The following is a 23,099-nucleotide window of genomic DNA, read 5'->3' as shown; positions in this document are numbered from 1 at the left end:
TCTACACCTCTTCCTTTGCTCGGTTGAATTTGAGATCAGCATACAGGGATGCAATAATGAAGGCTACAACTGCAATGACAATCATTGGCACATTGCCGTAGATAGAAAGCACGAAGCCCAGCATAAACAACTGAATAATATTCGGACGGTTGGACAGCAGCCGCAGGATGATCGCAATACCCATCGCCGGCAGTATCTGTCCGATCACGGTAAGAATCTGCATCGGCGTTCCCTTTAAGGCGTCCAGCACCTGTGTAGCGACATCTGTTCCGAAATACAGGATTCCGAAGACCGGTACCGCAGAGATACAGAAGGTTGCAATCTGTGCAAGTACGAATTGTACAAAGTAAATCTTTTTCATATCCCCCTGTGCGGCGGCACTGTCCACCATGTGTACGAATACGGAGTTGATGGTGCTTCGCAGATTCCATACGATGGTCCCGACAAGACCAAAGGATACGGCAATCGTAACTGCGACCTCCGGAGTGGCTCCAGTTGCTATCGCCAAAGATGTTCCGACAACCCCTGCAATGCCGGGATCGCTTGGAATTGCACCTCCGACATTCAGAAACCCAAGAACTACGGTATTGATCGTCGCACCGATGATCAGACCATTTTGCGGATCCCCCAGAATCAGACCGACGATGGTGCCGGATACGAGCGGCTGGCGAATGGATACGTGTACGATTCCTGTAAGCCAGGGTGGTGAGCACAGCGTCATATAATACAAAATTCCGATAAGCGCTGCCTGTAAAAAGTTAATTTCCATGTTTTTTCTCCTCTCATGTTGTTTGAAAACCTAGTAGCTACTGACTGTTTACACACATACTATAATCGCTCAAAAACCTCCCGTCAAATAACGCAAAAGCACAGTTTTTTTTACATTCGTGTCACTTAAAAGATAGAAAAAGACGGTGATATTTTCCAATATATGCAAATTATTTCAATATCCGCATATGTGTGCTTTTATTACCCACACAAACTATATCCGTGCTATAATAAGTGTGCAAGCAGACGGCATGCGTGCATTCTGCAGCCCGGAAATTCAGCACCAAAAAGTGGAGGAAGTGTGAAAGAAAATCAAATTTATGAAAAGACAAGTAGCTTGAAACGTCTTTCATGCAATGCCTGTGTCCGCGTGCAAAACGCGGGGAGTGGAGGAAACTATGAAAAAAGCACCTCGAATGAAGGATATTCAAAACCTGATTGCCAGCTATACGGCAAACGGCATTACAGCACACACCTATGATTTCAGCAGCTGTAATGCGCATGACATCGCATTGATTCTGAAAATTGATCGAACCAATGTATCCCGCGTTCTCAATCAGCTGCATCGTGAAAACCGGCTCATCAAGCTGCAGGGACGCCCTACCCTGTATCTCGACGCCGGTGTCATTCACTCATTTTCTACAGAGCCGGTTCCGTATACACTGCCGGTGGGAAGAGATATTCAGGAATACCTGCATCAGGATAAGCCTGTGCGCGTGCGGGAGCACAGCAGCAGGCAAACGCTCACCTACACCGGTATTCATGCGAACGAATCCCTGCATTCCCTGTATCAGGAGCTGTTGGCGATTCTCATGTATCCCCAAGCCCTTCAAAGCTTGGCGCTTTGTGCCCCCTATGGAGAAGGCAAGCATCATTTTCTGAAATTTTTTATAGAAAAGGCGAAGGAGCTGCAGATGCTTGGCAGGCATACACAAATACTGGAGCATGTGCTAAGCGATGCGGCAGATGAGCAGAATCAGATTTATAACATGCATCCGGAGACCCCCGCCTTCCTCATTCTGGATGTACAATGCAGTGATATGCACATTGTACAGCAGGTGGCAGAAAAGCTGCAGAAGCAGCATGCCGCCTTACACAGCAGCTGGAAAGTATGTTACCTGTTTCATGATGCAAATGCGGATATCGCACAGCTGCAGCGGTTTATAGACTATCCGATGGTGTTTCCCAGCTATGAGATGCGTACGCTGAAGGAACGTCTGGAAATCATATTCGCTGAAATACAGCGGCAGTCCGATATTCTGAATCAAACCATCTGTCTGCATAAAAATGTAATCACCTGCATGGCACTTGCAGACAAAGCATATACCACACACATTTCCCTGCAGGAGCTGCGCCGTTCCATCATACGGGCACATTACAGCTTTATTCAGCGCAAGGCCAATGTCATCGATATCACCTTTGAGCATCTGTCCGATGGTATGCTGAACAGCATTCGGGATGTATCCTCCCGCTTTGCACAGCTGCACAGTATCCTCGATCTGTTTGACGGTGATGTGCTTTATTTCATACCGCAGACCTCCTGCCGCTTCTTTACCGCACTGCATCATGCCGTCCTGAATGAGCAGCATCTGATTGACAGCAATGATGATGAGCAGATCGTTTCCATCTGTAATTCCATGCTGAAAAAGACTGAGAAAATAGAGATCAATACAATTCGCTCCATCTTTGTGAAAGAGCTTTACGATCTGATGTTCCCGCTGCTGGCATCCACCCCGCTCAAGCAGAAGGAGACGATGATCTTCGTTTTATTTGAATATCTGCAAAATCTCATAACGGAATTAAAGAATAACACCTATACCCGCAGCTTTACACCGTCACACGGTCTTGGGACAAAGCGCACGGATGCTGTTACGGAGGATATCGCACAGATCATTCAATCCAAGATGGAGGTTGTGCTGCCGCAGGATGAGCGCATTCTGATCAGTACCTACCTGCAGCTGGCCATTCAAAAGCTGGAGGCCAAAACTCCGATACTGTTTGTATGCCACGGGGAGGATATCGCCGCAAATTATGAAAAATACATACGCTCAGCCAATCTTTATGAAAACTGTCATTCGCTCGATTATTCCGAAGCCTGGCGAAGAAAGGAATTTCACCTCTTCCTCGATCATGTATGCGACAGGATCCAGCAGATCGATAATCATGAGACCCTGCTGCTGTTTAGTGATATCGCTCCGTTAACAGAGATTGGCGAACAGATCAGCAGCCGTCTGCATATCGATGTACAAAGCTATGCCCCTATCTCGCTTCCGCTTATTCTCAATACCATATCCGCAATGAAGCACGGGCATGCACAGGAATACAGCCAGCCGCAGACACCAAGTTTTCCTGCTTCCTCTCTCAGTGAAAATTCCCGAACACTGATTGACCGTATTTCCCGTCAGATACTCCAGCAGTCCCTGGTCTTTCTGGATGCGAACAAGGCTTCCTCCTCTTTGATGGTTGTCCTGTTAAATATTTTGAAAAAGCTGAAGCTCGGTTATAGTGATGAAATTACCATCCGTTTTATCATACACGGTGCATTCGTCATCGAGCGTGCCATCCGCAGCGATCCCCTGCCAAACAAAAAAACACGCGAGATTATCAATTCCCATGCCGATGTGTACAATACGATCAGTCTTGAGCTGAATGAATTGAACAATATTTTCAACATCAGTATATCCAAAGCTGAAATTGCCACGATTACACAGATCTTTCTGGAATATATGTAATCAAAAAAATCATGTGCACCCTTTGATGCCCCGCTTCCGGCTTATACTTTCCTATTTCATATCACAAAAAAACGGACCGCTGCGCTATACCGGCAGTTGTCCGTTTTCTTTATGTATGGATGGAAAAATCAGGCAAGCTCAGCCTCGAGCTTTTCAATCCCCTTTGCAATACGCTTCAGGGTTTCCTCTTTTCCAAGGATATGAGCGATTTCAATGGCACCGCCAGGTGTAAACTGCTTTCCGGTGATGGCAGTACGAACCGGCCATAAAATCTGCCCGTTCTTCATTTCCATCTGCTTCGGTAAAGACAGCAGCAGCTCATGCAGATTTTCTTCACTCGACCAGTCATTCAGCTCTGACAGGGCACTTTGTGCCGCCTGCAATGCCTTATATGCAATTTCATAGGTCGTCTTCATTTTCTTATGAATATACATGGCATTATCATATTCCGGCAGCTCGTCAATGAAATCCAGACTTTCCGGAATAGAGGTCAGAATATCACATCTTGGCTGCAGAATGCGTGCAACCGCCATGATATCCACCGGTCTGTGAACGGATTCCTCGATATACGGCTTTGCCAGCTCACAGAATGTTTCCGTGCTCATCGCGCGCAGATACATACCGTTCATCCATGTCAGCTTGTCAATATCAAAAATAGCCGGTGATTTGGAAATACGCTTAATATCAAACACCTTGATCAGCTCATCCAGTGTATAGATTTCCTGCTCTGTTTCCGGTGACCATCCAAGCAGAGCGATGTAATTCAGAATCGCTTCCGGAAGATACCCTTTCTTCACAAGGTCCTGAAAGCTGGCATCCCCGTTACGCTTACTCAGCTTGTGCTGTTCATCCTTCATAACCGGTGGAACATGCACATAGGTTGGAATATCCCAGCCGAAGGACTGATAGATCAGATTATATTTTGGAGTGGAGGACAGATACTCGTTTCCACGCACAACATGCGTGATACCCATCTGGTGATCATCCACGATATTGGCAAAATTATAGGTTGGATAGCCGTCGCTTTTCAGCAGCACGGATTCATCCAGAATACTGTTATCCACCTCAATGCGGCCGTACACCTCATCATCAAAATACGTTTCTCCATCGTGACGAATCGTCTGACGCACAACATATTTTTCTCCCTTGGCAATACGTTCTCTGGCTTCTTCCACAGACACATGCTTGCATGGATCATCGTATTTGAAAGAGATTCCCAGACTTTCCGCTTCTTTTCTCTGCTTTTCTATTTCTTCCTCACCGCAGAAGCAGTAATGTGCGCCTCCCAGATCAACCAGCTGATCGGCATACTCCTTATACATCGGCAGTCGCTCAGACTGTACATACGGTCCGAAATCCCCTCCGATATCCGGTCCTTCATCATGATGCAAACCGACTTCCTTCATGGTATCGTATATGATTTCGACAGCGCCTTCCACGTAACGTTCCTGATCGGTATCCTCGATACGCAGAATAAAATCTCCGTCCTCATGCTTGGCAATCAGATATTCGAACAATGCTGTTCTCAGATTTCCGATGTGCATATACCCGGTAGGACTTGGTGCAAATCTTGTTCTTACTTTTTTCATACGGGCCTTCCTTTCCATTTATTGGTTTCTATATATAGCAGCAGCTTGGCATTTCCACACAGGGTGCTTCCCCGCAATAAAACAAAAAAGTCGCCGAAGCGACTCTCGTTTTTTATTGGCTGGGGTACTTGGATTCGAACCAAGGAAATGCCAGATTCAGAGTCTGGTGCCTTACCGCTTGGCTATACCCCAATCTCTCAGCGGCAACGACATTATTCTACTTGTTTTCCATGCTTTTGTCAATAGCTTATTTTAAAAAATTCATTTTTTTTCAGAAGACGGTTCCTATTCACCGATTTATAGTATAGAAAACAGCTTATATTTGGTAAAAAACAAAACTATCGCATAGCAGTTGTCTCATACATAAAGAAGTCCCTTCTATGGTATCCATAATTGATTTGTTATTTTTCGATAAATTGAAACTGGAGCTGCTCACCGAAAGGTTAAAAGAAGGAAAATGGCTAATCAAATACAGATATAGCACGAGACCGGTTTTCATGACTTGTATATATAGTAGAGCACTATAATCGCTAAATTGATAATACAATGCAAAAAGAATTACCTTTCCGCATGACATATCCTTATGCAAACAGCCGCTTGAAACGCATCCTCTGAAAAGCTATCCATAATATCTGTATAAGGAATCTAAAAAAAGACGATTATCAACAAATAGAGTATGCAGACTTTCTCAAAAGAGAAACCGATAAAATGCAGGAAAGCCATACTTGCATACGGTGTATATCACCCTGCTGGGTCTCTTGCATTTTGTTATCCTATTATATTTTACATTCTCCCTTTTCACGCGATGCTTGACAGCACTTCAAAATCGTGGGATAATTTTGACGAAATCGATGAGAGTAACTCACCTGAGGCTTAACCAGAGATTTGTGCATAGTACTACGCAGTAAATGAAGGAAGCAAGGAAGATATTTGTTTTCTAGATTAGGAGCGATTATGTTCGGATTGAAAAAGAAAAGCAGAAAAGTGGAATTGGTTTCACCGGTTAACGGAAAAATGATACGCTTACGTGATGTACCGGACCAAGTTTTTGCATCTGAAATGATGGGCCCTGGAGTTGCTTTTATTTCCAACGACGGAAACATATGTTCCCCATGCGATGGTGAATTGATGACTGTATTTCCCACAAAGCATGCGATTGGAATAAAGGCAGAGAATGGAGCCGAAATACTAATTCACTTTGGAATAGATACTGTCCAATTAGAAGGAAGTTGTTTCCATCAAAAGATAGATGCAGGAAAAAAAGTAAAAAAAGGTGATTTGATTATAGAAGCTGATATCGAAGCAATCCTCGAGCAAGGGTATAGCATCGATACACCTATGATTATCACAAATGCAAATGAATTCCATGTTACGATTCATCAGGCTGATGCCGTTACTGTAAACACGGCTGCAGTCATATCGATAGAAAAGAAGTAGAGCATATGGAAGTTATAAAAAAGCTGGGAAATAACGCGGCTATATGCAGGGATCATAGTGGCAGAGAACTGATTGCGATCGGATTGGGCATTGGATTTCCAAAATGTCCTTATATCTTAGATGATTTGAGTAAAATTGACCGCACGTTTTATAACGTTGATGCGGAATATCTAAGTCTGTTTGAAGATATTGATTCAAAAATCTTTCGTATTTCTGCCGATGTTATTGATTTGGCAGTTACCATGCTCAGTGTTCCCTTAAAACAAAACGCTGTATTTACATTGGCGGATCATTTAAACTTCGCTCTTGTTCGTCTGAAAAACGGAATGATATTTACAACACCGATAGCAAATGAATTAAGAGATTTGTATCCGGTAGAAGTAAAAATCGCAAAATATACGTTAAATTTATTACATAAAAATTTAAATGTACAATTACCGGAATCCGAAGTATATGCAATTGCCATGAATATTATCAATTCTGAGGAGACCTACACACGGAATAATCAAATCAGCCTTACAGCAGAATTCATTCAGGAAATCGTGAAGATTATCGAAGGACAGATGAAGGTTTCAATTGATACAAATTCATTTAATTATTCCAGATTTGCTTCTCATATGCAGTATTTATTCAGAAGAAAAAGCCAGTACAGTGAAATCAGCAGCACCAATAAAAAATTATTTGAAGTTTTGAAAAAGGAATATCCAGATACCTTTGCCTGTGTGCTGTTGATCAAAGAAATGATATTTCATAAATTTAGCTGGAGTATTGAGGATGAAGAATCCTTATATTTAATACTCCATGTAAATCGATTGTGTTCCCATGAGGGTGTAACGAATGAGTCGGCATAACCTTTGCACAATATAAACATCATCTGATGCTTATCGTGTAAAGGTTTTTATTTTATAGAAAATCAGAGAGGATAAAACTATTATGAAAAAAGATAAAGCTTTAAAAATTGCAGAAAGTGTATTAGAACAAGTCGGTGGAAAACAAAACATTGCGAAGGTGTTGCATTGTCAAACACGTCTTCGCTTCAATCTAAAGGATGAAAGCATTGCAAATCATGAAAAAATAGAAGCGGTACAAGGTGTTTTAGGTGTTGTAAGAGCCGGTGGACAGGTACAAATCGTAATAGGTCCAGAGGTAAAGGATGTATATAACGAACTGTGTGAGCTGGGTGATTTTGATAACACGGACAGAGAACCTGTTTCTGCCGCAAAAGAAAAAATCACACTGAAATCTATCGGAAATGGAATTTTAGATGCTATTTCCGGAAGCATGGGACCAGCGATTCCAGCCATCGTCGCCTCCGCATTCTTTAAAATGCTGACAGCTATTTTAGGTCCAGAGCTGTTAAATGTCATTGGTGAAGGAAACGATCTGTATACATTATTCACCTTCGTGGGAGACGCTGCATTTTACTTCTTTCCGGTAATTGTCGGCTATACAAGTGCAAAAAAATTCAATCTAAATCCGGTAATGGGGATATTGATGGGCGCAATTTTGATACATCCGACATTTGTCGGTCTGGTGGGTAAACCATTTACTGTATACGGTATTCCCTGCAATGTTCAAAGCTATGCAAGCTCCATTGTTCCGATAATTTTATCAAACTGGGTAATGTCCTATATCGCTAAATTCTTCGATCGTATCGTTCCGGGGGCAATCCGTTCTGTATTTGCACCAGCACTGACAATCGCTGCGATGCTGCCGATTGCATTATGTGTCTTCGGTCCGGCAGGAGCATTCATCGGGCAATATGTAGTAGATGCATTATTCTCGTTGGAAGGAATTGCAGGATTCATCGGGATCGGATTGATTGCGGCATTGTATCCTGTTCTGGTAATGACCGGTATGCATATGGTACTGATTACAACATTATTTCAAATTTTTGCTACCTATGGAAGTGATGGATTCGCCGCAGTAGCTGTTTCCGTCTCCAGCTTCTCTATTATGGGGGTAGGAATCGGTGCTTTCTTCCGATTGAAAAATAAAGAACAAAAGGCACTTGCCCTGTCTTATGGGATAACCGCCATCGTCGCAGGGACCTCGGAGCCGACGATTTACGGTATCTGCACAAAATACAAAAAGCCATTTATCGGACTTTTGGCAGGTGGTTTCTTAGGAGGAGCATATGCCGGTTTAACCGGTGTTATCGATGCGACACTGGTACCATCCTCCAATGTATTTGCAGCATTATGCTTTTTAGGAGGCTCTCAGGCAAATGTAATCAACGGTATCATCGCATGTGCAATCGCTTTTATATCAACCGCTTTATTCGTTTACTTTTTCGGATTTAATAAAAACGAAAAGGATATCCAACGTTAATATCAATGCGATTAGAGAAGGAACTTCTTCCTATAGCTCAGATACACAAAGGAGTGTTCTATGATAAATACAAGGCTTACATTACCGAGTGGTGCGTATGCTGATACGTATATTATGGATTCGGAAATCAATTATTGTGAATACAGAAAGCGACCTGCAATCCTTGTGGCACCGGGTGGCGCGTATGCCGTTCATGCGACAAAGGAAAGTGAACCGGTGGCTATTCAATTCATGCAAATGGGGTATCAGGTATTTGTTTTAAAATATTCGGTAGGCTCAGATCGCTCGCGACCGGAAAAAGGCATTATAAAATCTGCAGTATATCCGCTGCAAGCTGTTGAAATGCTGGAAGCTTTACATATTGTAAAAGAGCATGCCGATGAATGGAACATAGATAAAAACCGAATTTTCTTAATGGGATTTTCTGCAGGCGGACATGTGTGTGCATCTTGTGGTGTACGATGGAATGACCCCGCAATCGTAAAGCAATTAAGCTTTCTCCCGAAAAAAGATGAACTGAAGGCAGCCGGAATTGTTTTAGGCTATCCGTTCCTGGTTCCGAATAGTGATGAATTTTTCAAAAAGCATCCTTTAAAAGCTGTCGAAAAGGTACAGCATATTATGAATTATGTTCTTTATCAATCAGATTTTCCATCACAGAAGGATGTCGAAAAAGTGAATTTGATAAATTATATTTCACAGGATACCGTACCGATGTTTCTCTGGCATTCCATTGATGATCCAGTCATTGATGCTGGAAATTCCACACGCTTTATTTCAAAGCTGTTGGAATATGGCATATCTGCGGAGTATCACTTATTTGGTCATGGCGAGCATGGAAAAGCATTGGAAAACAGTTTAACGCATAAAAGGGATGAGATGATCGATCATCATTTGAACAGTTGGATTTCTCTGGCAGATTATTGGATGAACAGGATAGGTGAAAAGTAAAATGAGAAAAGAAGATTATACGATTTTTGAATATCGAATGAGCAAAGAAATAAAATATGCTGATCTGATTTATAATGAAAAAATGAATGGTATATTCGAAAAAGTCTGTGTAAAAACAAAAACCGCAGGATATGTGGATATGTCGATTTATCGTCCCTTGAGTTGGGATGGGAAGCAGATTTTAAAGCCGGTATTTAACTTTCATGGTGGAGGCAATGTATTGGGATACTATGAGCAGGATGGAAAATATTGCCGTTTATTGGCGGATTTAACCGGCTGTGCTATCTTTAATGTAGACTATGTTGTTGCCCCGGAATTTAAATATCCAAAGCCTTTATTTTCCAGCTATGAAGCAATCGCTGAAATACGAAAACGCTGTGATGAAGTAAGGATTGATAAAGAGCATGTTGTCGTAATGGGACATAGTGCAGGCGGTTATATTTCCGCCTGCTTGACACTGATTGACCGAGACAGAAAAGAACTCGGTATCAAAGGAGCCATTTTAGATTATCCGCCATTGCGACAGGAAATCCGTGCAGAATTCAGAAAAGCGAAGGACCCTTCAAAGGCGATATCCGAAAATAGAATGCTGCAGTATATCAACTGGTATTATAATAGCTTTGATGAGCTGAATGATGAACTCGCCTCTCCCCTACTCGCTGATTTGCATGATTTGCCGAAAACCCTGATCCTGAGTGCGGAATACGATTCTTTAAAAAAAGAAGAAAAGGCATATGCAGATAAAATGCAGAAGGCGGGAGGAGATGTAACCTATGTTGAATTTGCAAATTGCCGCCATGGCTTCACCCATGAATGGTTTGATGAATTTATGCCAGAGGAATCCGAAAAAGCATGGAATATGATGGCAGCATTTATCAGAGGGATAATGTAGAAGCATGGCGCAGAAGAACTTAAACTATCATGTAATGCCTCGAAGGGGCTGGCTGAATGATCCGAACGGCTTGGTTTATTTTAAAGAAAATTATCACATTTTCTACCAGGCAGATGAAAACAGTATGGATGGAAGTGTCAATAAAGCATGGGGTCATTATGCAACGAAGGATTTTCAAACCTATACACGTCATGCTACGGCTGTTTCTCCGGATTCCAAATACGATAAGAACGGCGCATATTCAGGAAGTGCAATCATCAGAGATGACATACTGTATGTATTTTATACCGGTAATGTAAAATATGAGGGCCCCTATGATTTTATTCATGAGGGAAGAGAGCATAATGTAATGCGAGTGGAAAGCCGTGATGGAATAACCTTTGAACATAAAAAATGTTTACTGCGAAACAGTGACTTTCCAAAGGATTGTACAAGGCATGTCAGAGATCCCAAGCTGTTTATGAAGGATGGCCGCTATCATTTAATTTTAGGTGCAAGATTGAAAAATGACACCGGCTGTGTATTGGAGTATGTGAGTGATGATTTAGAATCATGGAAGTATGCTCATCGCTATGTACCGGCAAAAGATACAGGATTCATGATAGAATGTCCGGACTACCTGCAATTACAAGGGGAAGCATTCCTTTTATGCAGTCCGCAGGGTTTAAAAAAGCATGGCTATGAATTTCATAATGTATATGATTGCGGATATTATAAAATCAGCAATCGGCAACTGATTGACTATCAGACACTTGATTATGGATTTGATTTTTACGCAGCGCAAACGTTTTACAACGCAGATCGTAATATACTGATTGCCTGGATTGGGATGCCGGATAATGCATATATCGATCGTTATGAAGCATGGAATCAGACCCTGACGATGCCCCGCTCCATTTTCTTTGATAAGCGAATCATCCAAAAGCCGATACAGGAAATCCTGGATTTGAGAACAGATAGGAAGCTGTATACGAATGATTTTGTAATCGGTAAATCCTGCAATATCGAATGGGATGCAGACTCCGATTTTTCGCTACAAATGAATGCGATACGCTGCGTGTATAGAAATCATAAATTCACACTGGATTTATCTGCATGCAGCTGCAATCGGCAGGAAAGATGCATTACGCCCATAGAAATCCGTCATGTTTCTGTATTCATTGATGAATCTGTATTGGAAATTTTCATCAATGAAGGTGAATACACAATGACCTCACGATTTTATGATGATGAGCACAGCTTACACGTAACAAGCGAGAATATAAAGCAATTTGTAACATACAACATGAGAGGATTCAATATACTATGAAAAAATTATTAGCAATCGGAGAAGCGTTGATTGATATGATTCCAAGCAATACAGGAAGAATTATGGATGTAGAAGGCTTTCAACCAAAAGTCGGAGGGGCACCGTTGAATGTATGCGGAGCATATACCGCATTAGGTGGAGAAAGCGCTATGATTACCATGCTTGGCAAGGATGCCTTTGGTGAAAAAATCATAAAGGAAATGCAACGATTCCATATTCATACAGAGTATATAAAACAAACGAATGCCGCAAATACATCTTTGGCATTTGTAGCCCTGGACGAACATGCAAATCGAGAGTTTTCATTTTATCGGAATATGGGTGCGGATATGCTTTTATCAGAGAAGGATATAGAGGAAAGCTGGTTTGAAGATTGCTATGGTTTGCATTTCTGTTCGGTTTCCCTTGGTGATTTCCCTATGAAAAAAGCTCATAATCGAGCATTGGAACTGGCAAAGAGGAAAAATCTACTTGTATCCTTTGATCCGAATGTCCGTCTTCCTTTATTCGACGATTACGAATATCTGAGAAGAACTATTCACGAATATATGCACTTTGCTGATATCTTAAAAATCAGTGATGAAGAGGTTTCCTTTATATTTGGAAGCGATCATATAGAAGAACATGTACAATATATATTTGATTCCGGTGTAAAATTACTGATTTACACTGCCGGAAAAGACGGTGCAGCTGCCTATACGAAATACAATACGGCATACGCGGATGGTATTGAGGTAAAAGCAGTTGATACCACCGGTGCAGGAGATGGTTTTATCGGATGTTTACTGTATCATCTATCCAAAGATGATATTCATGCTTCTGATTTGGATGGATTAAGCGAACAGCAATTAAAAAGCTACTTGGATATGTGTAATAAATTTTGCAGTATTTCTGTAACAAAGGAAGGTGCTATCGCAAGCTATCCATCCCGGTAGGATTCACGTTAGGCTATCATCAAAAGCATCCTGTAAGCAAGACCCGCTCACACAGCGTTGTGTGTTTCTGTGGTATCTGTTTTACAGGATGCTTTTTACAATATACGAAAAGCCGGTTCCATTGATAACGTACAGTTCTTTTCCATTGGAATTAGAAGGCTCTTGTTATGCATGCTCATTTGCTTGAACATACTTTGCGCTGGATATAGCAGTACAAAATATGAACGCATCCTCCCTCTTTTCGCGAGGATGTGCGTTCATTTACTGACAGCTTGCAGATCGCAGTTGAATGACATGTTGACTATATGCCTTTTGACATATTCTTGGCAAGGTAAGGTCCTCATATGGGGTTCGTATCTTTGTGCAATCCCCATTAACAAATAAAACCACATTTCCATACTTTCGAACAGTTGTGTTTTCTGGTACAATAGCAGAAGATACAGGAGGGATCTCATGAAGATACTTGATTCTGAAATTCAGCGTTTTTTCAATACCAAAAACTGGAAGATCGCATTGCGTTACCATGATCAGGATGTTGTGGATGAAATTGTGATTAAGGAAAGTATTCCTGGCTTTCTATATGAAATAAATGCTGTCGTTAACGTGTACGGATACGAGAATCACTGCATCGTTCTGCTGAATAGTGCGGGTGAAATTCTGGATTTCTCCTGTGAATGTCCGTATTGCGAGCAGCAGGAGCTTGCCTGTGGACATATCGGTGTTGTCCTGCTGATTGTGTACGATCTAAAGCCGGAGTCCTTCCCCTTCACCTACAGCCCGCTGAACCAGAGGGAGGATGCCTTTCGCCGCTATCTGGAGCAGCAGATGCTGGAGCGCTCGCGTTCCTTTATCGACCGCTACGCCCGAAAGGATCTGGCGAAATTTCAGGCGAACACTCTTCTTGACAAGGTACAGCTGCACGCTCATGCCGCATATGACCATGAGCTTACACTGGATTTTAAGATTGGTATTCAACGAAAATATGTCATACGCAGCATCAGCGGATTTCTTGATGCCCTAGACAGGCAGCTGGAAGTTGATTACGGGCGCCAGCTGAAATTCACTCATCACATGCAGGCCTTTGATGAAGCTGCTCAGGCACAGATCAATTTTTTAAAGCAGTATGTCAAGGAGCATGAAACACAGTATTCTTATGGCTACGGCTCCAGCCGCAAGCAGATTACAATTGATTCAAAATCCATGGATGATTTTTATGAGCTTTACAGCAATGATGCCACGGAGTGCATCGATCTGCAGTTTGCGGATGAGGACCGGCAGGAAATCGGACTGCGCATCGATATGCAGGAGGACTTTTTTGTCATCACCACGCTGCTGTCCCTCGATCAGCTTCTGCGTGGAGAAAACCGCTGGTATTATATGGAAGACGGTGTTCTGCAGCGCTTTTCCTCAGAGCTGAGCGAACAGCTGCATGATATGCTGGAGGAGCTGCGTGAGGATCGCCAGATTCTGATACATAAGGATGATATGATCCGCTTCTGTACCTATGTCATCCCGGCAATACGGGAATACGTGCATTTTGAAGGTATTTCTCTGGATACCTTTATGCCGTATCCAATGGAGATTGACTGCTATGTCGATTTGGAGGATAACGGTGATATCTCCATCCGCCTGCTCTATCATTACGAGGACAGCCCCTCCCAGAATGCGTTTGCACCGCATGCCGATTCCTCTTTGGAGCTGGATCATATCCGCCAGTATATCGAAACCTATGCAACACGTCTGGATCCGGATTCCCATATAGCCTATATTGATGAGCATGCCGCATATGCACAGGCCTTTGTCAAACAGGGGCTGGAATACCTGAATCAGATGTGCACTGTATATATCAGTGATGCGCTGAAGCAGATGGAGGCACCGAAAAAGGTACATATGAATGTTGGTGTCCGTATGAAAAACCGCCTGCTGGAGCTGGATGTCACGAGTGTGGATATCCCAAGAGATGAATTATACAGTGTTTTGCGTTCTTATCGTAAAAAGAAAAAATATCACCGCCTCAAAAACGGCGACCTCATTTATCTGCAATCCGAGGGTCTGCAGGAAACCGACGAGCTGCTGCAGCAGCTGCATCTGACACCGCAGGATTTAAAAAATCATACCCTGCAGGTGGATACGTTCCATGCCTTTCAGCTGGATGATTTCGCAGAGCACAGCGATCATGTCGAGGTCATGCGGGGAACTGCCTTCCATACGATGATGGAACAGCTGCGCAGTGTGGAAGCCGGAGCCTATCCATTGAACCCGCATTATGATGCCATCCTGCGTGATTACCAGAAAACAGGCTACCAGTGGCTGAAAACAATGAGCGCCTATGGATTCGGCGGTATCCTCGCTGATGATATGGGTCTGGGAAAAACACTTCAGGTCATTGCATGGCTGGAAAGCATGCATCAGGACCATGATCTGCCCTGCTCCATCGTCATCTGCCCTGCCTCTTTGATTTACAACTGGAAGGATGAGATTCAGAAATTTGCCGTTGATCTGCGTGCCCTGTGCATACAGGGAACCAATACGCAGCGCCAGCAGAAAATCAGCGAGCTGCACGGATATGATGTCATCATCACCAGCTATGATTATCTGCGCAGAGATTATGAGCGCTATGACGGGCACACCTTTACCGCCATTCTGCTGGATGAAGCGCAGTATATCAAAAACCATACAACCAAAAATGCGATTGCAGTGAAGCAGCTGAAGGGCTCCTACCGGTTTGCATTAACCGGAACACCGATTGAAAATTCCCTTTCCGAGCTGTGGAGTATCTTTGATTTCCTGATGCCGGGTTATCTGTATAACTATCATCGCTTCCGTGAGCTGTTTGAACGTGAAATTATCAAAAACGGGAATGAGAAGGCACAGACACAGCTGAAGCGTATGGTGGAGCCGTTTATTCTGCGAAGGATCAAGAAGGATGTGCTGCAGGATCTTCCGGATAAGATGGAACAGGTATATTTTCAGGAATTCAATGCAGAGGAAAAGAAAATCTATTATGCCAATCTGGTATCCATCAATCAGGATTTACAAAAGAAAATGCAGATGGAGGAGGTTGATAAATTTCAGGTACTGGCCATGATGACCAGACTCCGGGAAATCTGCTGTGATGCGCGTTTGCTGTATGAAAATGTCACGCTGCCCTCTACCAAGCTTTGCGGCTGTATGGATCTGCTGCTAAACGCCCGAAACAGCGGCCGCCGTGTATTACTGTTTTCCAGCTTCACCTCCATGCTGGAGCTGATCGAGGAACAGCTGCGTGTAGAAAATATACGGTATCTGAAGCTGACAGGGGAAACCAAAAAGGAGCTGCGGCATGCCTATGTGGAAAAATTTCAGAATGGGGAAGCTGACGTCTTCCTGATTTCGTTAAAGGCAGGTGGCACCGGCTTGAATCTGACCAATGCGGAAATCGTCATCCATTATGACCCGTGGTGGAACCTTTCCGCCCAGAATCAGGCAACCGACCGCGCCTATCGCATCGGTCAGACGAAGGATGTACAGGTATATAAGCTGATTATGAAGGATACCATCGAGGAAAAGATCATGAAGCTGCAGGAGCGAAAGCATATCCTGAGTGACACCTTCATCAGTAGCAGTGAATCAAGCATTACCAGCATGAGCAAGGACGAAATCATGGATTTGTTCACGATGGAGCCCTTTGTACAGGAAGCGGATTTTGATGAAGCCTCCACCGATTAACATCCCGCACTTCTTGCGGGTTCAGGAAAGCTTCCTTTATACGTATATACATATAGAAAATCAGACGGCTGTCAAAGCAGCCGTTTTTCTTTGCGGCATAAGCCCTGTTGAAGGCACGCCACCATAGATAATCTTATAGCGAATATAAATCAAAGCGTATCTATCAGATGTTACAAACCGGTTATTCATGACCATGTCCCCTGATGCATCGTCAATACATACTGCAGGAACCACATCAGCCGTATTCATAGTATGCTCTGATTGGAACCACCGCTCCTTCATCCCCCGACAGGTAATTGCCGTATTCTTATCCGCTATTATGGAGTAACAAAAAGCTGTACAGATGAAGTATACAAGTGTATATCATCCATACAGCATTGACGGTATATATAGAAAGCTTATGCGTGCTTCAGGAATGCCTTATAGCCCTTAGTCGCTTCCCAGATATCAATTTTGCTGGCAATCTCCCATGGCGCGTGCATATTGTGCAGTGCGATACCGCTGTCAATGACCTCCATGTTATACTGTGCCAGAATATAGGCGATTGTTCCTCCGCCGCCCTGGTCAACCTTACCAAGCTCTGCAGTCTGGAAGGTTACATTTTCAGAATCCATGATGTTTCTCAGCTCTGCCATATATTCGGCATTGGCATCGTTGCAGCCACCCTTACCGCGGGAGCCTGTATATTTATTGAATACCAGACCATGTCCCATGAATGCAGAGTTTTTCTCTTCGTTTACTGCTGCATAATTCGGATCAAACGCAGCAGAAACATCACTGCTCAGCATCTTGGAATTTTTCAGTGCACGACGCACATTCAGCTCGCTGTACTCACCAAGACGATCCATAACTTCTGCCACGGTGTTTTCAAAGAAGCGGGAATGCTGACCGGTAGCACCGATGCTTCCGACCTCTTCCTTATCAACCAGCAGTGTCACAGCCGTGCGTTTAACGGATTCTGTTTCCAGCTGTGCCATCATAGAGGTATAGGCGCAGATGCGATCATCATGTCCGTATCCGGCCACCATACTGCGATCCAGACCGTAATCTCTTGCCTTTCCGGCAGGTACGACCTCGATTTCCGCAGATACAAAATCATCCTCTTCAAAATCATATTTTTCCTTCAGCAGCTTCAGAATGTTTGCCTTGACAGCATCCTTTTCCTCACCATCCAGCGGCATGCTTCCGATGGTTACATTCAGGTCTTCACCCTCGATGACGTTGCTTGCCTTTTTGCTCATCTGATCCGCTGACAGGTGTACCAGCAGATCGCTGATTCCTACGATTGGATCGCTGTCATCCTCACCGATATTCAGCTCGATAACCGTTCCGTCCTTCTTCACGACTACACCATGCAGCGCCAGCGGCAGGGTTACCCACTGATACTTTTTGATACCGCCGTAATAATGCGTATCCAGCATTGCGAATTCCTTATCCTCATACAAAGGATTCTGTTTGATATCCAGACGCGGGGAATCCACATGTGCTCCCAGAATATTGCATCCGGCAGCCATCGGCTCCTCACCGATCAGAAACAGTGCAATTCCCTTGCCCATATTGTTGGCATACACCTTATCACCGCTTTTCAGCGTTTCTTTGTTTTTGATGACATCCTCCAGATTGCGATATCCGTAGGTTTCTGCAATCCGGATACTTTCACTTACACATTCACGTTCAGTCTTGCAGTCGGAAATATATTTTTTATATCCTTCACAATATTCGAATACTTCCTTCAATCCTGCTTCATCATACTTTTTCCAAGCATTTTCTCTCATAGTCTACCTCCGTTGTTCACTATCTTCTATTATAATTCGTATTCATGATAAAGACAACTCCAATACTGCCGATTTACCTTATCTTTCCAGAAGCTCGCGGGAAAGCTTCAGAATAGCCTCCTTGTTCAGGGAATTGTATATGCGTACCTCACCTGCGGCAGAGGAAGGCTTTCTGCAAATGCCTCGTTCCTGCAGCAGCTCCTGCACATGACGTGCAGTACCTGCATTGCCATCCACAAGTGCGATATGATCACCAATGAGATTTCGAAGCTGGCTGCGGTAGAACACAAAATGTGTACAGCCTAGGACAATGCTGTCCATGCGTTCCATATCGTAGGGCTTTAGGTATTCACGAAGCGCACTGTTTACCGCTGCTTCATCCTCCAGTCTGCCCGCCTCAACAAGCTCCACCAGCTTTGGACACGGCTGCCGGTAAATGGTATTATCTTCATCAAAGCGGGACATCAGCTGTTCAAACTTTTTTTCCTTCAGTGTAAACTGTGTTGCGAGTACAAGAACATGCTGCTGATGTCTGCCATTTACAGCGGGCTTTAATGCCGGTTCCATTCCGACAATCGGAAGATCGGGATACAGGGTGCGAAGCTCCTTCACACAGGCACTGGTTGCCGTATTGCAGGCAATGACAACGGCCTTGACACCCTGGCTGATAAAAAACGCACAGATGCTGCGACAACGCTTCGTTATTTCCTCTTTTGTTTTTACACCATAGGGAGCAAAGCTGGAATCACCGTAATAGAGATAATCCTCCTGCGGCATAAGAGAACGCAGTTCCTTCAACACGCTGATTCCTCCCAGACCTGAGTCAAAGACACCAATCGCCTTGTCTATGCTGGACATATGTATCAACCTCCAAAATCATATACAATAAACATTATACCCTTTTTTTGGAAAGCTTGCATCTGTTTTGAAGAAAATCAGACACGTTTGCAAAGGAGTAATGATAGTCAGGTTGAACACGCTTCTTTCAGCATATAGCCAGCCGGCAAACAGTTCATTGTATCAGCGGTTGTATGGAAAGAAAAAAGCAGTGGCAAAGCTGTATGCGATACAATTAGAAAGACAGCCGCAAGGTGCTCTTACAAATAGAAACATTCCCGCACACAGAAACAGAACATATGAAAAAAGAAACCGGATAGTATTTTCAAAACCATACCATCTTGGTTCCTTTATCCATAGAAATATGTCCGATGGTGAAGAAATCATGTTCATTCTCCTGCGGGCTTGTATAACCGTCATCATAATACTTCTCCTGTAAAAAATGCTCAGCTTCCTCCTTTCAGCAGCTTATGGCAATAGCTCTGATGCGATACATCAAATACCATTTTATCCATAGGAGAGTCAAATACATAGTGCAGAGCAATCGTTGCTTCCACCATTCCCAGATTCGGACCGATGTGACCGCCATGACGGTTCAGCTTCTGCAGCAGTGCCGTTCGCACTTCATTTGCCAGCACCTGCAAATCTTTCCTTTGCAGGCTTTTTACATCCTGCGGACCCTTTATGTTTTCCAGATACATATGTAAGTCCTCACTTTCCGTTAAGCGCTTATACTTTTTTATGTTACTTGTAGCGCTTGCTTCAAACAGCTGTACACACTGCTTCAAGAACATGAGGATTGTATCATCTGGAGCAATGTCCAAGTCAATACATTCTTTATTATTTCATTTTCCTGCAAAGTTAGGGTAAAGCCTTTTTCTATAATGTACAACTTGATACAAGGGCATATATGTTCGTGAAGCGATTATCTAACCTCAGAAAATCGAAAAGCAGTATGCCATATGTATTCAGAAGCCTCCAACAATAGAAGAGCAACCTTGTCAGGCATACCGCGTTATGTCCATCACGCCTTCTTTGCATAAAGAAGTTGCTTTATGCAGAAACAATAAGGTGATATCACTTGCTTCATATAAGGTCTAAAAGCATGTATGGATATATTATGTATTACTTGAAGCTTTCATTTGATTCTTTATTTCCTCCAGTGTATGACAGGTCAAAATAAGGCTGGAGATTTGCTTAATCTGCTCCGCTGACAATGAACACAGCCACGGTAAGCAGTTTTCATGAAACTTGATTTCCAACTGTCGGTTTAGTAAGAAACGTTCACCTTCTCCTCTACCTTTTATAATCCCCTGCTTTTCGCCTTCCGCTTTACCCTCTTCAAAGCTGTCCTCCAAGCCGTAGCGATAACGTGCCTCTCCCATCTGAATCGCCATTGCGGTTGACCACAGCTCATCATCCTTCTGCATTTCCTCGTACTTGTCCATGAATACCTTCACCAGCCTTTCCTTTGATTCCAGTATATCATTTTTGGCGTTATTTTCAAACAGGAAACAAAGCTGTTCAAAGTCATTCATTTTCTGGATGGCCTTTTTCTTAGCAATTTCATTGATAACAGGCAAATGGATATAGGTTCTTCTAATCAGTGGGTGTTTACTCTCATCTTCCCCCTGCTCATTGCGCATCTGATAGTGATTGATCAGATTTTTATTATTCCATGCGCATTTTTCAATGAAAATAATCTGATATACCGGCTTTAAATCCCTGTATCTCTCACTGCTATCCAGCTGATTGTTCAATGCTCTGGCTCCATAAAATTCAAAGCGCATCATTTCCGCTACACCTGCATAGGTCGTCTGCATTTCCAGATTAAAAAAACGACCTTTCTCATCCTTCACATGAACATCCAAAATAATGCGTTTCTTCCCAATTGTTTTGGGATCCAGATTCGGATTCTGTACAGTGCTTTCCTTTACCTTAATTCCGGTAACACGTTCAATAATGGTGTTGCGGGCGTACACAGAGCCTTCATCCTCACGGGAAAGGGTGTACTTAAAAAATAGATCGTTACTGTAGTTGAGTTGATTCATTGCATTTGACATTTTTATGTCCTCCATTCTGTAAGGGCTCCTTACACCCCTATATACGTATGGAAGATGCTGAGTTCCTAAATAATCCGCAATGAATTGATTTTTTCTACTTTTTTTTAATCCAGATATTTTTACACACCTATCTTTTTAAGCCTTTCTTTGGCAAAGAACATTCTGTATTCCGGCTATATACAAAAATGCATATAAATATCATCTTTTCTATCCTATAATTTAGTTATTTTATCTAATAGCGTTGACTTCCTTTCCAGAAAAAGGTAAAATTAAATCATAATTAAGAATCATTCTTAATTTAACTATAGAGGAGATAAGCTTATGAGTAAACATTTATCCATGGATGTACGGGTTCCCATCGAGGAAGGAAACCCGGCCATTCGCAGAATCGAAAGTCTTTGTATCAAATGCGGACAGTGTCGGGACGTATGTCAGAAACAGATTTCCGTCGGTCATCATTACGATCTTTTAAAAACCGGTGACACTGCTATCTGTATTCATTGCGGACAATGCGCCAATGTCTGCCCTACCGGTGCCATCACAGAAATTCAGGACTGGATGCAGGTACAGTCTGTCATTCAGGACAGCAGTAAAACCGTAATCGCCATCACGTCACCAAGTGTCCGCGTTTCTCTGGGAGAGGAATTCGGTATGCAGCCGGGAAGCTATGTAGAGGAGCAGATGGTAGGCAGTCTTCGTGCACTTGGATTCGATTATGTGTTTGATACCACCTTTGCCGCAGATTTAACAATCATGGAGGAGGCAAGTGAGTTAATTGAGCGTATACAGACGAAACAGCCGCTGCCGCAGTTTACCAGCTGCTGCCCTGCCTGGGTGAAATTTGCAGAAACCTATTACCCGGAGCTGCTGCCCAACATATCCACCAGCAAGTCCCCGATTTCCATGTTTGCGCCAACCATCAAAACATGGTTTGCGGAGAAGGAAAGTCTGGATGCAGATGATATTTACGTTGTAGCCATCACGCCATGTACAGCGAAAAAGTTTGAAATCATGAGAGAGGAATTGAGTGATGCCGCAAATTATCTGGACCGCAAGCCAGCGCAGGACTGCGACCGTGTCATCACAACAAGGGAACTGGCGAGCTGGATGCGAGCGTGCAATCTGGATTTGGAAAGCGTAGAGGAAAGCGATTATGATTCTTTAATGCCAAGAGGAAGCGGTGCGGGCATTATCTTTGGAAACACCGGCGGTGTTATGGAAGCGGCGATTCGCAGCGCATATTATTTTCTGACAAAAAAGCAGCCGCAGGAAGATCTTCTCCAGCTGCAGGCTGTGCGTGGTTTAGAGGGTGTTAAAACGGCTGAACTGACGATTCAGGAGCTGCCTTTGAAGGTGGCGGTTGTTCATGGAACCGATAATGCCAGAAAATTTCTGCATCATATAAAAGAGAGCGGTGAGCATTTTGATTTTGTCGAGGTTATGACTTGTCCGGGCGGCTGTATTTCAGGCGGCGGACAGACAAAGCATATCGGCGAGGATATGGATACTGTTCGGAAGGCAAGAATTCAGTCCCTGTATGATAAGGACAGCACCATTACACTGCGCAACTCCCATGATAATCCGCATATACAACAGGTATATGAAGAGTTCTATGGAAAGCCGCTCAGTGACCTTGCTGAGGCTCTGCTGCATACAAATTATGAAGCAAGAAATGATTTACAGGAGGATCCATCCCGCTATGAAGCCATGTTTCAGGAGGATGTTCCGACACAAAATCCTGTTGAGGAGCCAACTGTGAACATACGCTACCG

Annotated in this window: 17 protein-coding genes and 1 tRNA gene; 10 read left to right on the top strand and 8 right to left on the bottom strand. The window is 43.3% G+C overall.

Annotated features, from left to right (window positions below):
* Nucleotide 1: 1 nt before the first annotated feature.
* The gene (locus tag ACESPQ_RS07245) at nt 2-769 is read right to left on the bottom strand and encodes a PTS mannose/fructose/sorbose/N-acetylgalactosamine transporter subunit IIC (RefSeq protein WP_002609399.1); all 768 of its coding nucleotides are present in this window, start codon (nt 767-769) and stop codon (nt 2-4) included.
* Between the two features lie 397 nt (nt 770-1,166).
* Between ACESPQ_RS07245 and ACESPQ_RS07240 the strand changes: the two genes are divergently transcribed.
* Nucleotides 1,167-3,500 carry a PRD domain-containing protein gene (locus tag ACESPQ_RS07240; RefSeq protein ID WP_257376621.1) on the top strand — a complete coding sequence of 778 codons (2,334 nt, stop codon included), beginning with the start codon at nt 1,167-1,169 and terminating at the stop codon, nt 3,498-3,500.
* Between the two features lie 128 nt (nt 3,501-3,628).
* On the opposite strand, the gene gltX is transcribed toward ACESPQ_RS07240, so the two are convergent.
* Both gltX and ACESPQ_RS07230 read right to left on the bottom strand, forming a co-directional pair.
* Entirely contained in the window at nt 3,629-5,089 is a 1,461-nt protein-coding gene (gene gltX, locus ACESPQ_RS07235) for a glutamate--tRNA ligase (protein ID WP_002609395.1), read from the bottom strand.
* A gap of 116 nt (nt 5,090-5,205) precedes the next feature.
* Nucleotides 5,206-5,281, bottom strand: a tRNA-Gln gene (locus ACESPQ_RS07230).
* 762 nt (nt 5,282-6,043) lie between these two features.
* Between ACESPQ_RS07230 and ACESPQ_RS07225 the strand changes: the two genes are divergently transcribed.
* The 8 genes from ACESPQ_RS07225 (at nt 6,044) to ACESPQ_RS07190 (ending at nt 16,652) form a co-directional block, all read left to right on the top strand.
* On the top strand, nt 6,044-6,526 hold the full coding sequence (locus ACESPQ_RS07225) for a PTS sugar transporter subunit IIA (protein WP_002607508.1): 483 nt from the start codon (nt 6,044-6,046) through the stop codon (nt 6,524-6,526).
* Between the two features lie 5 nt (nt 6,527-6,531).
* The gene (locus ACESPQ_RS07220; protein WP_002607509.1) at nt 6,532-7,377 is read left to right on the top strand and encodes a PRD domain-containing protein; all 846 of its coding nucleotides are present in this window, start codon (nt 6,532-6,534) and stop codon (nt 7,375-7,377) included.
* An 82-nt stretch (nt 7,378-7,459) separates the two neighbouring features.
* A complete protein-coding gene (locus ACESPQ_RS07215) occupies nt 7,460-8,857 on the top strand; it encodes a PTS transporter subunit EIIC (protein ID WP_002607510.1) in 1,398 nt (465 codons plus the stop codon).
* Nucleotides 8,858-8,917: 60 nt separating this feature from the next.
* Complete coding sequence (locus tag ACESPQ_RS07210; protein ID WP_002607511.1) at nt 8,918-9,808, top strand: alpha/beta hydrolase; 891 nt, start codon at nt 8,918-8,920, stop codon at nt 9,806-9,808.
* A gap of 1 nt (nt 9,809) precedes the next feature.
* A complete protein-coding gene (locus ACESPQ_RS07205) occupies nt 9,810-10,700 on the top strand; it encodes an alpha/beta hydrolase (RefSeq protein ID WP_257337877.1) in 891 nt (296 codons plus the stop codon).
* A 4-nt stretch (nt 10,701-10,704) separates the two neighbouring features.
* A complete protein-coding gene (locus tag ACESPQ_RS07200; protein ID WP_257337879.1) occupies nt 10,705-12,009 on the top strand; it encodes a glycoside hydrolase family 32 protein in 1,305 nt (434 codons plus the stop codon).
* A complete protein-coding gene (locus ACESPQ_RS07195; protein WP_118002089.1) occupies nt 12,006-12,944 on the top strand; it encodes a carbohydrate kinase family protein in 939 nt (312 codons plus the stop codon). Before ACESPQ_RS07200 ends, ACESPQ_RS07195 begins: the two co-directional genes overlap by 4 nt.
* Nucleotides 12,945-13,397: 453 nt before the next feature.
* On the top strand, nt 13,398-16,652 hold the full coding sequence (locus tag ACESPQ_RS07190) for a DEAD/DEAH box helicase (protein WP_373144174.1): 3,255 nt from the start codon (nt 13,398-13,400) through the stop codon (nt 16,650-16,652).
* Nucleotides 16,653-16,712: 60 nt separating this feature from the next.
* Here the strand turns inward: ACESPQ_RS07190 and ACESPQ_RS07185 are convergent, their stop codons facing one another.
* The 5 genes from ACESPQ_RS07185 to ACESPQ_RS07165 all read right to left on the bottom strand — a co-directional run bounded on the left by ACESPQ_RS07185 (nt 16,713) and on the right by ACESPQ_RS07165 (nt 21,327).
* Nucleotides 16,713-16,901 (bottom strand): hypothetical protein, encoded by a 189-nt coding sequence (locus ACESPQ_RS07185; protein WP_118002087.1) that lies wholly within the window; start codon nt 16,899-16,901, stop codon nt 16,713-16,715.
* A gap of 149 nt (nt 16,902-17,050) precedes the next feature.
* The gene (locus tag ACESPQ_RS07180; RefSeq protein ID WP_002607516.1) at nt 17,051-18,427 is read right to left on the bottom strand and encodes an aminopeptidase; all 1,377 of its coding nucleotides are present in this window, start codon (nt 18,425-18,427) and stop codon (nt 17,051-17,053) included.
* A 78-nt stretch (nt 18,428-18,505) separates the two neighbouring features.
* Complete coding sequence (gene murI, locus ACESPQ_RS07175; protein WP_109770809.1) at nt 18,506-19,285, bottom strand: glutamate racemase; 780 nt, start codon at nt 19,283-19,285, stop codon at nt 18,506-18,508.
* A 425-nt stretch (nt 19,286-19,710) separates the two neighbouring features.
* Nucleotides 19,711-19,965, bottom strand: coding sequence for a 1-deoxy-D-xylulose-5-phosphate synthase N-terminal domain-containing protein (locus tag ACESPQ_RS07170; RefSeq protein WP_257334721.1), 255 nt, complete (start codon nt 19,963-19,965; stop codon nt 19,711-19,713).
* A 417-nt stretch (nt 19,966-20,382) separates the two neighbouring features.
* Complete coding sequence (locus ACESPQ_RS07165) at nt 20,383-21,327, bottom strand: PD-(D/E)XK nuclease family transposase (protein WP_373144172.1); 945 nt, start codon at nt 21,325-21,327, stop codon at nt 20,383-20,385.
* Nucleotides 21,328-21,648: 321 nt separating this feature from the next.
* On the opposite strand from ACESPQ_RS07165, the gene ACESPQ_RS07160 reads away from it, so the two are divergent.
* Nucleotides 21,649-23,099 (top strand): [FeFe] hydrogenase, group A (locus ACESPQ_RS07160; RefSeq protein WP_373144171.1); only part of this gene is annotated, 1,451 nt, incomplete at its 3' end.

Origin of the sequence: Clostridium sp. HGF2 (assembly GCF_964240115.1) — a bacterium.
Classification (GTDB): Bacteria; Bacillota_I; Bacilli_A; order Erysipelotrichales; family Erysipelotrichaceae; genus Clostridium_AQ; species Clostridium_AQ innocuum.
Note: the sequence above shows the minus strand (reverse complement) of the source record. Positions and strands in the feature narration are given on the sequence as shown.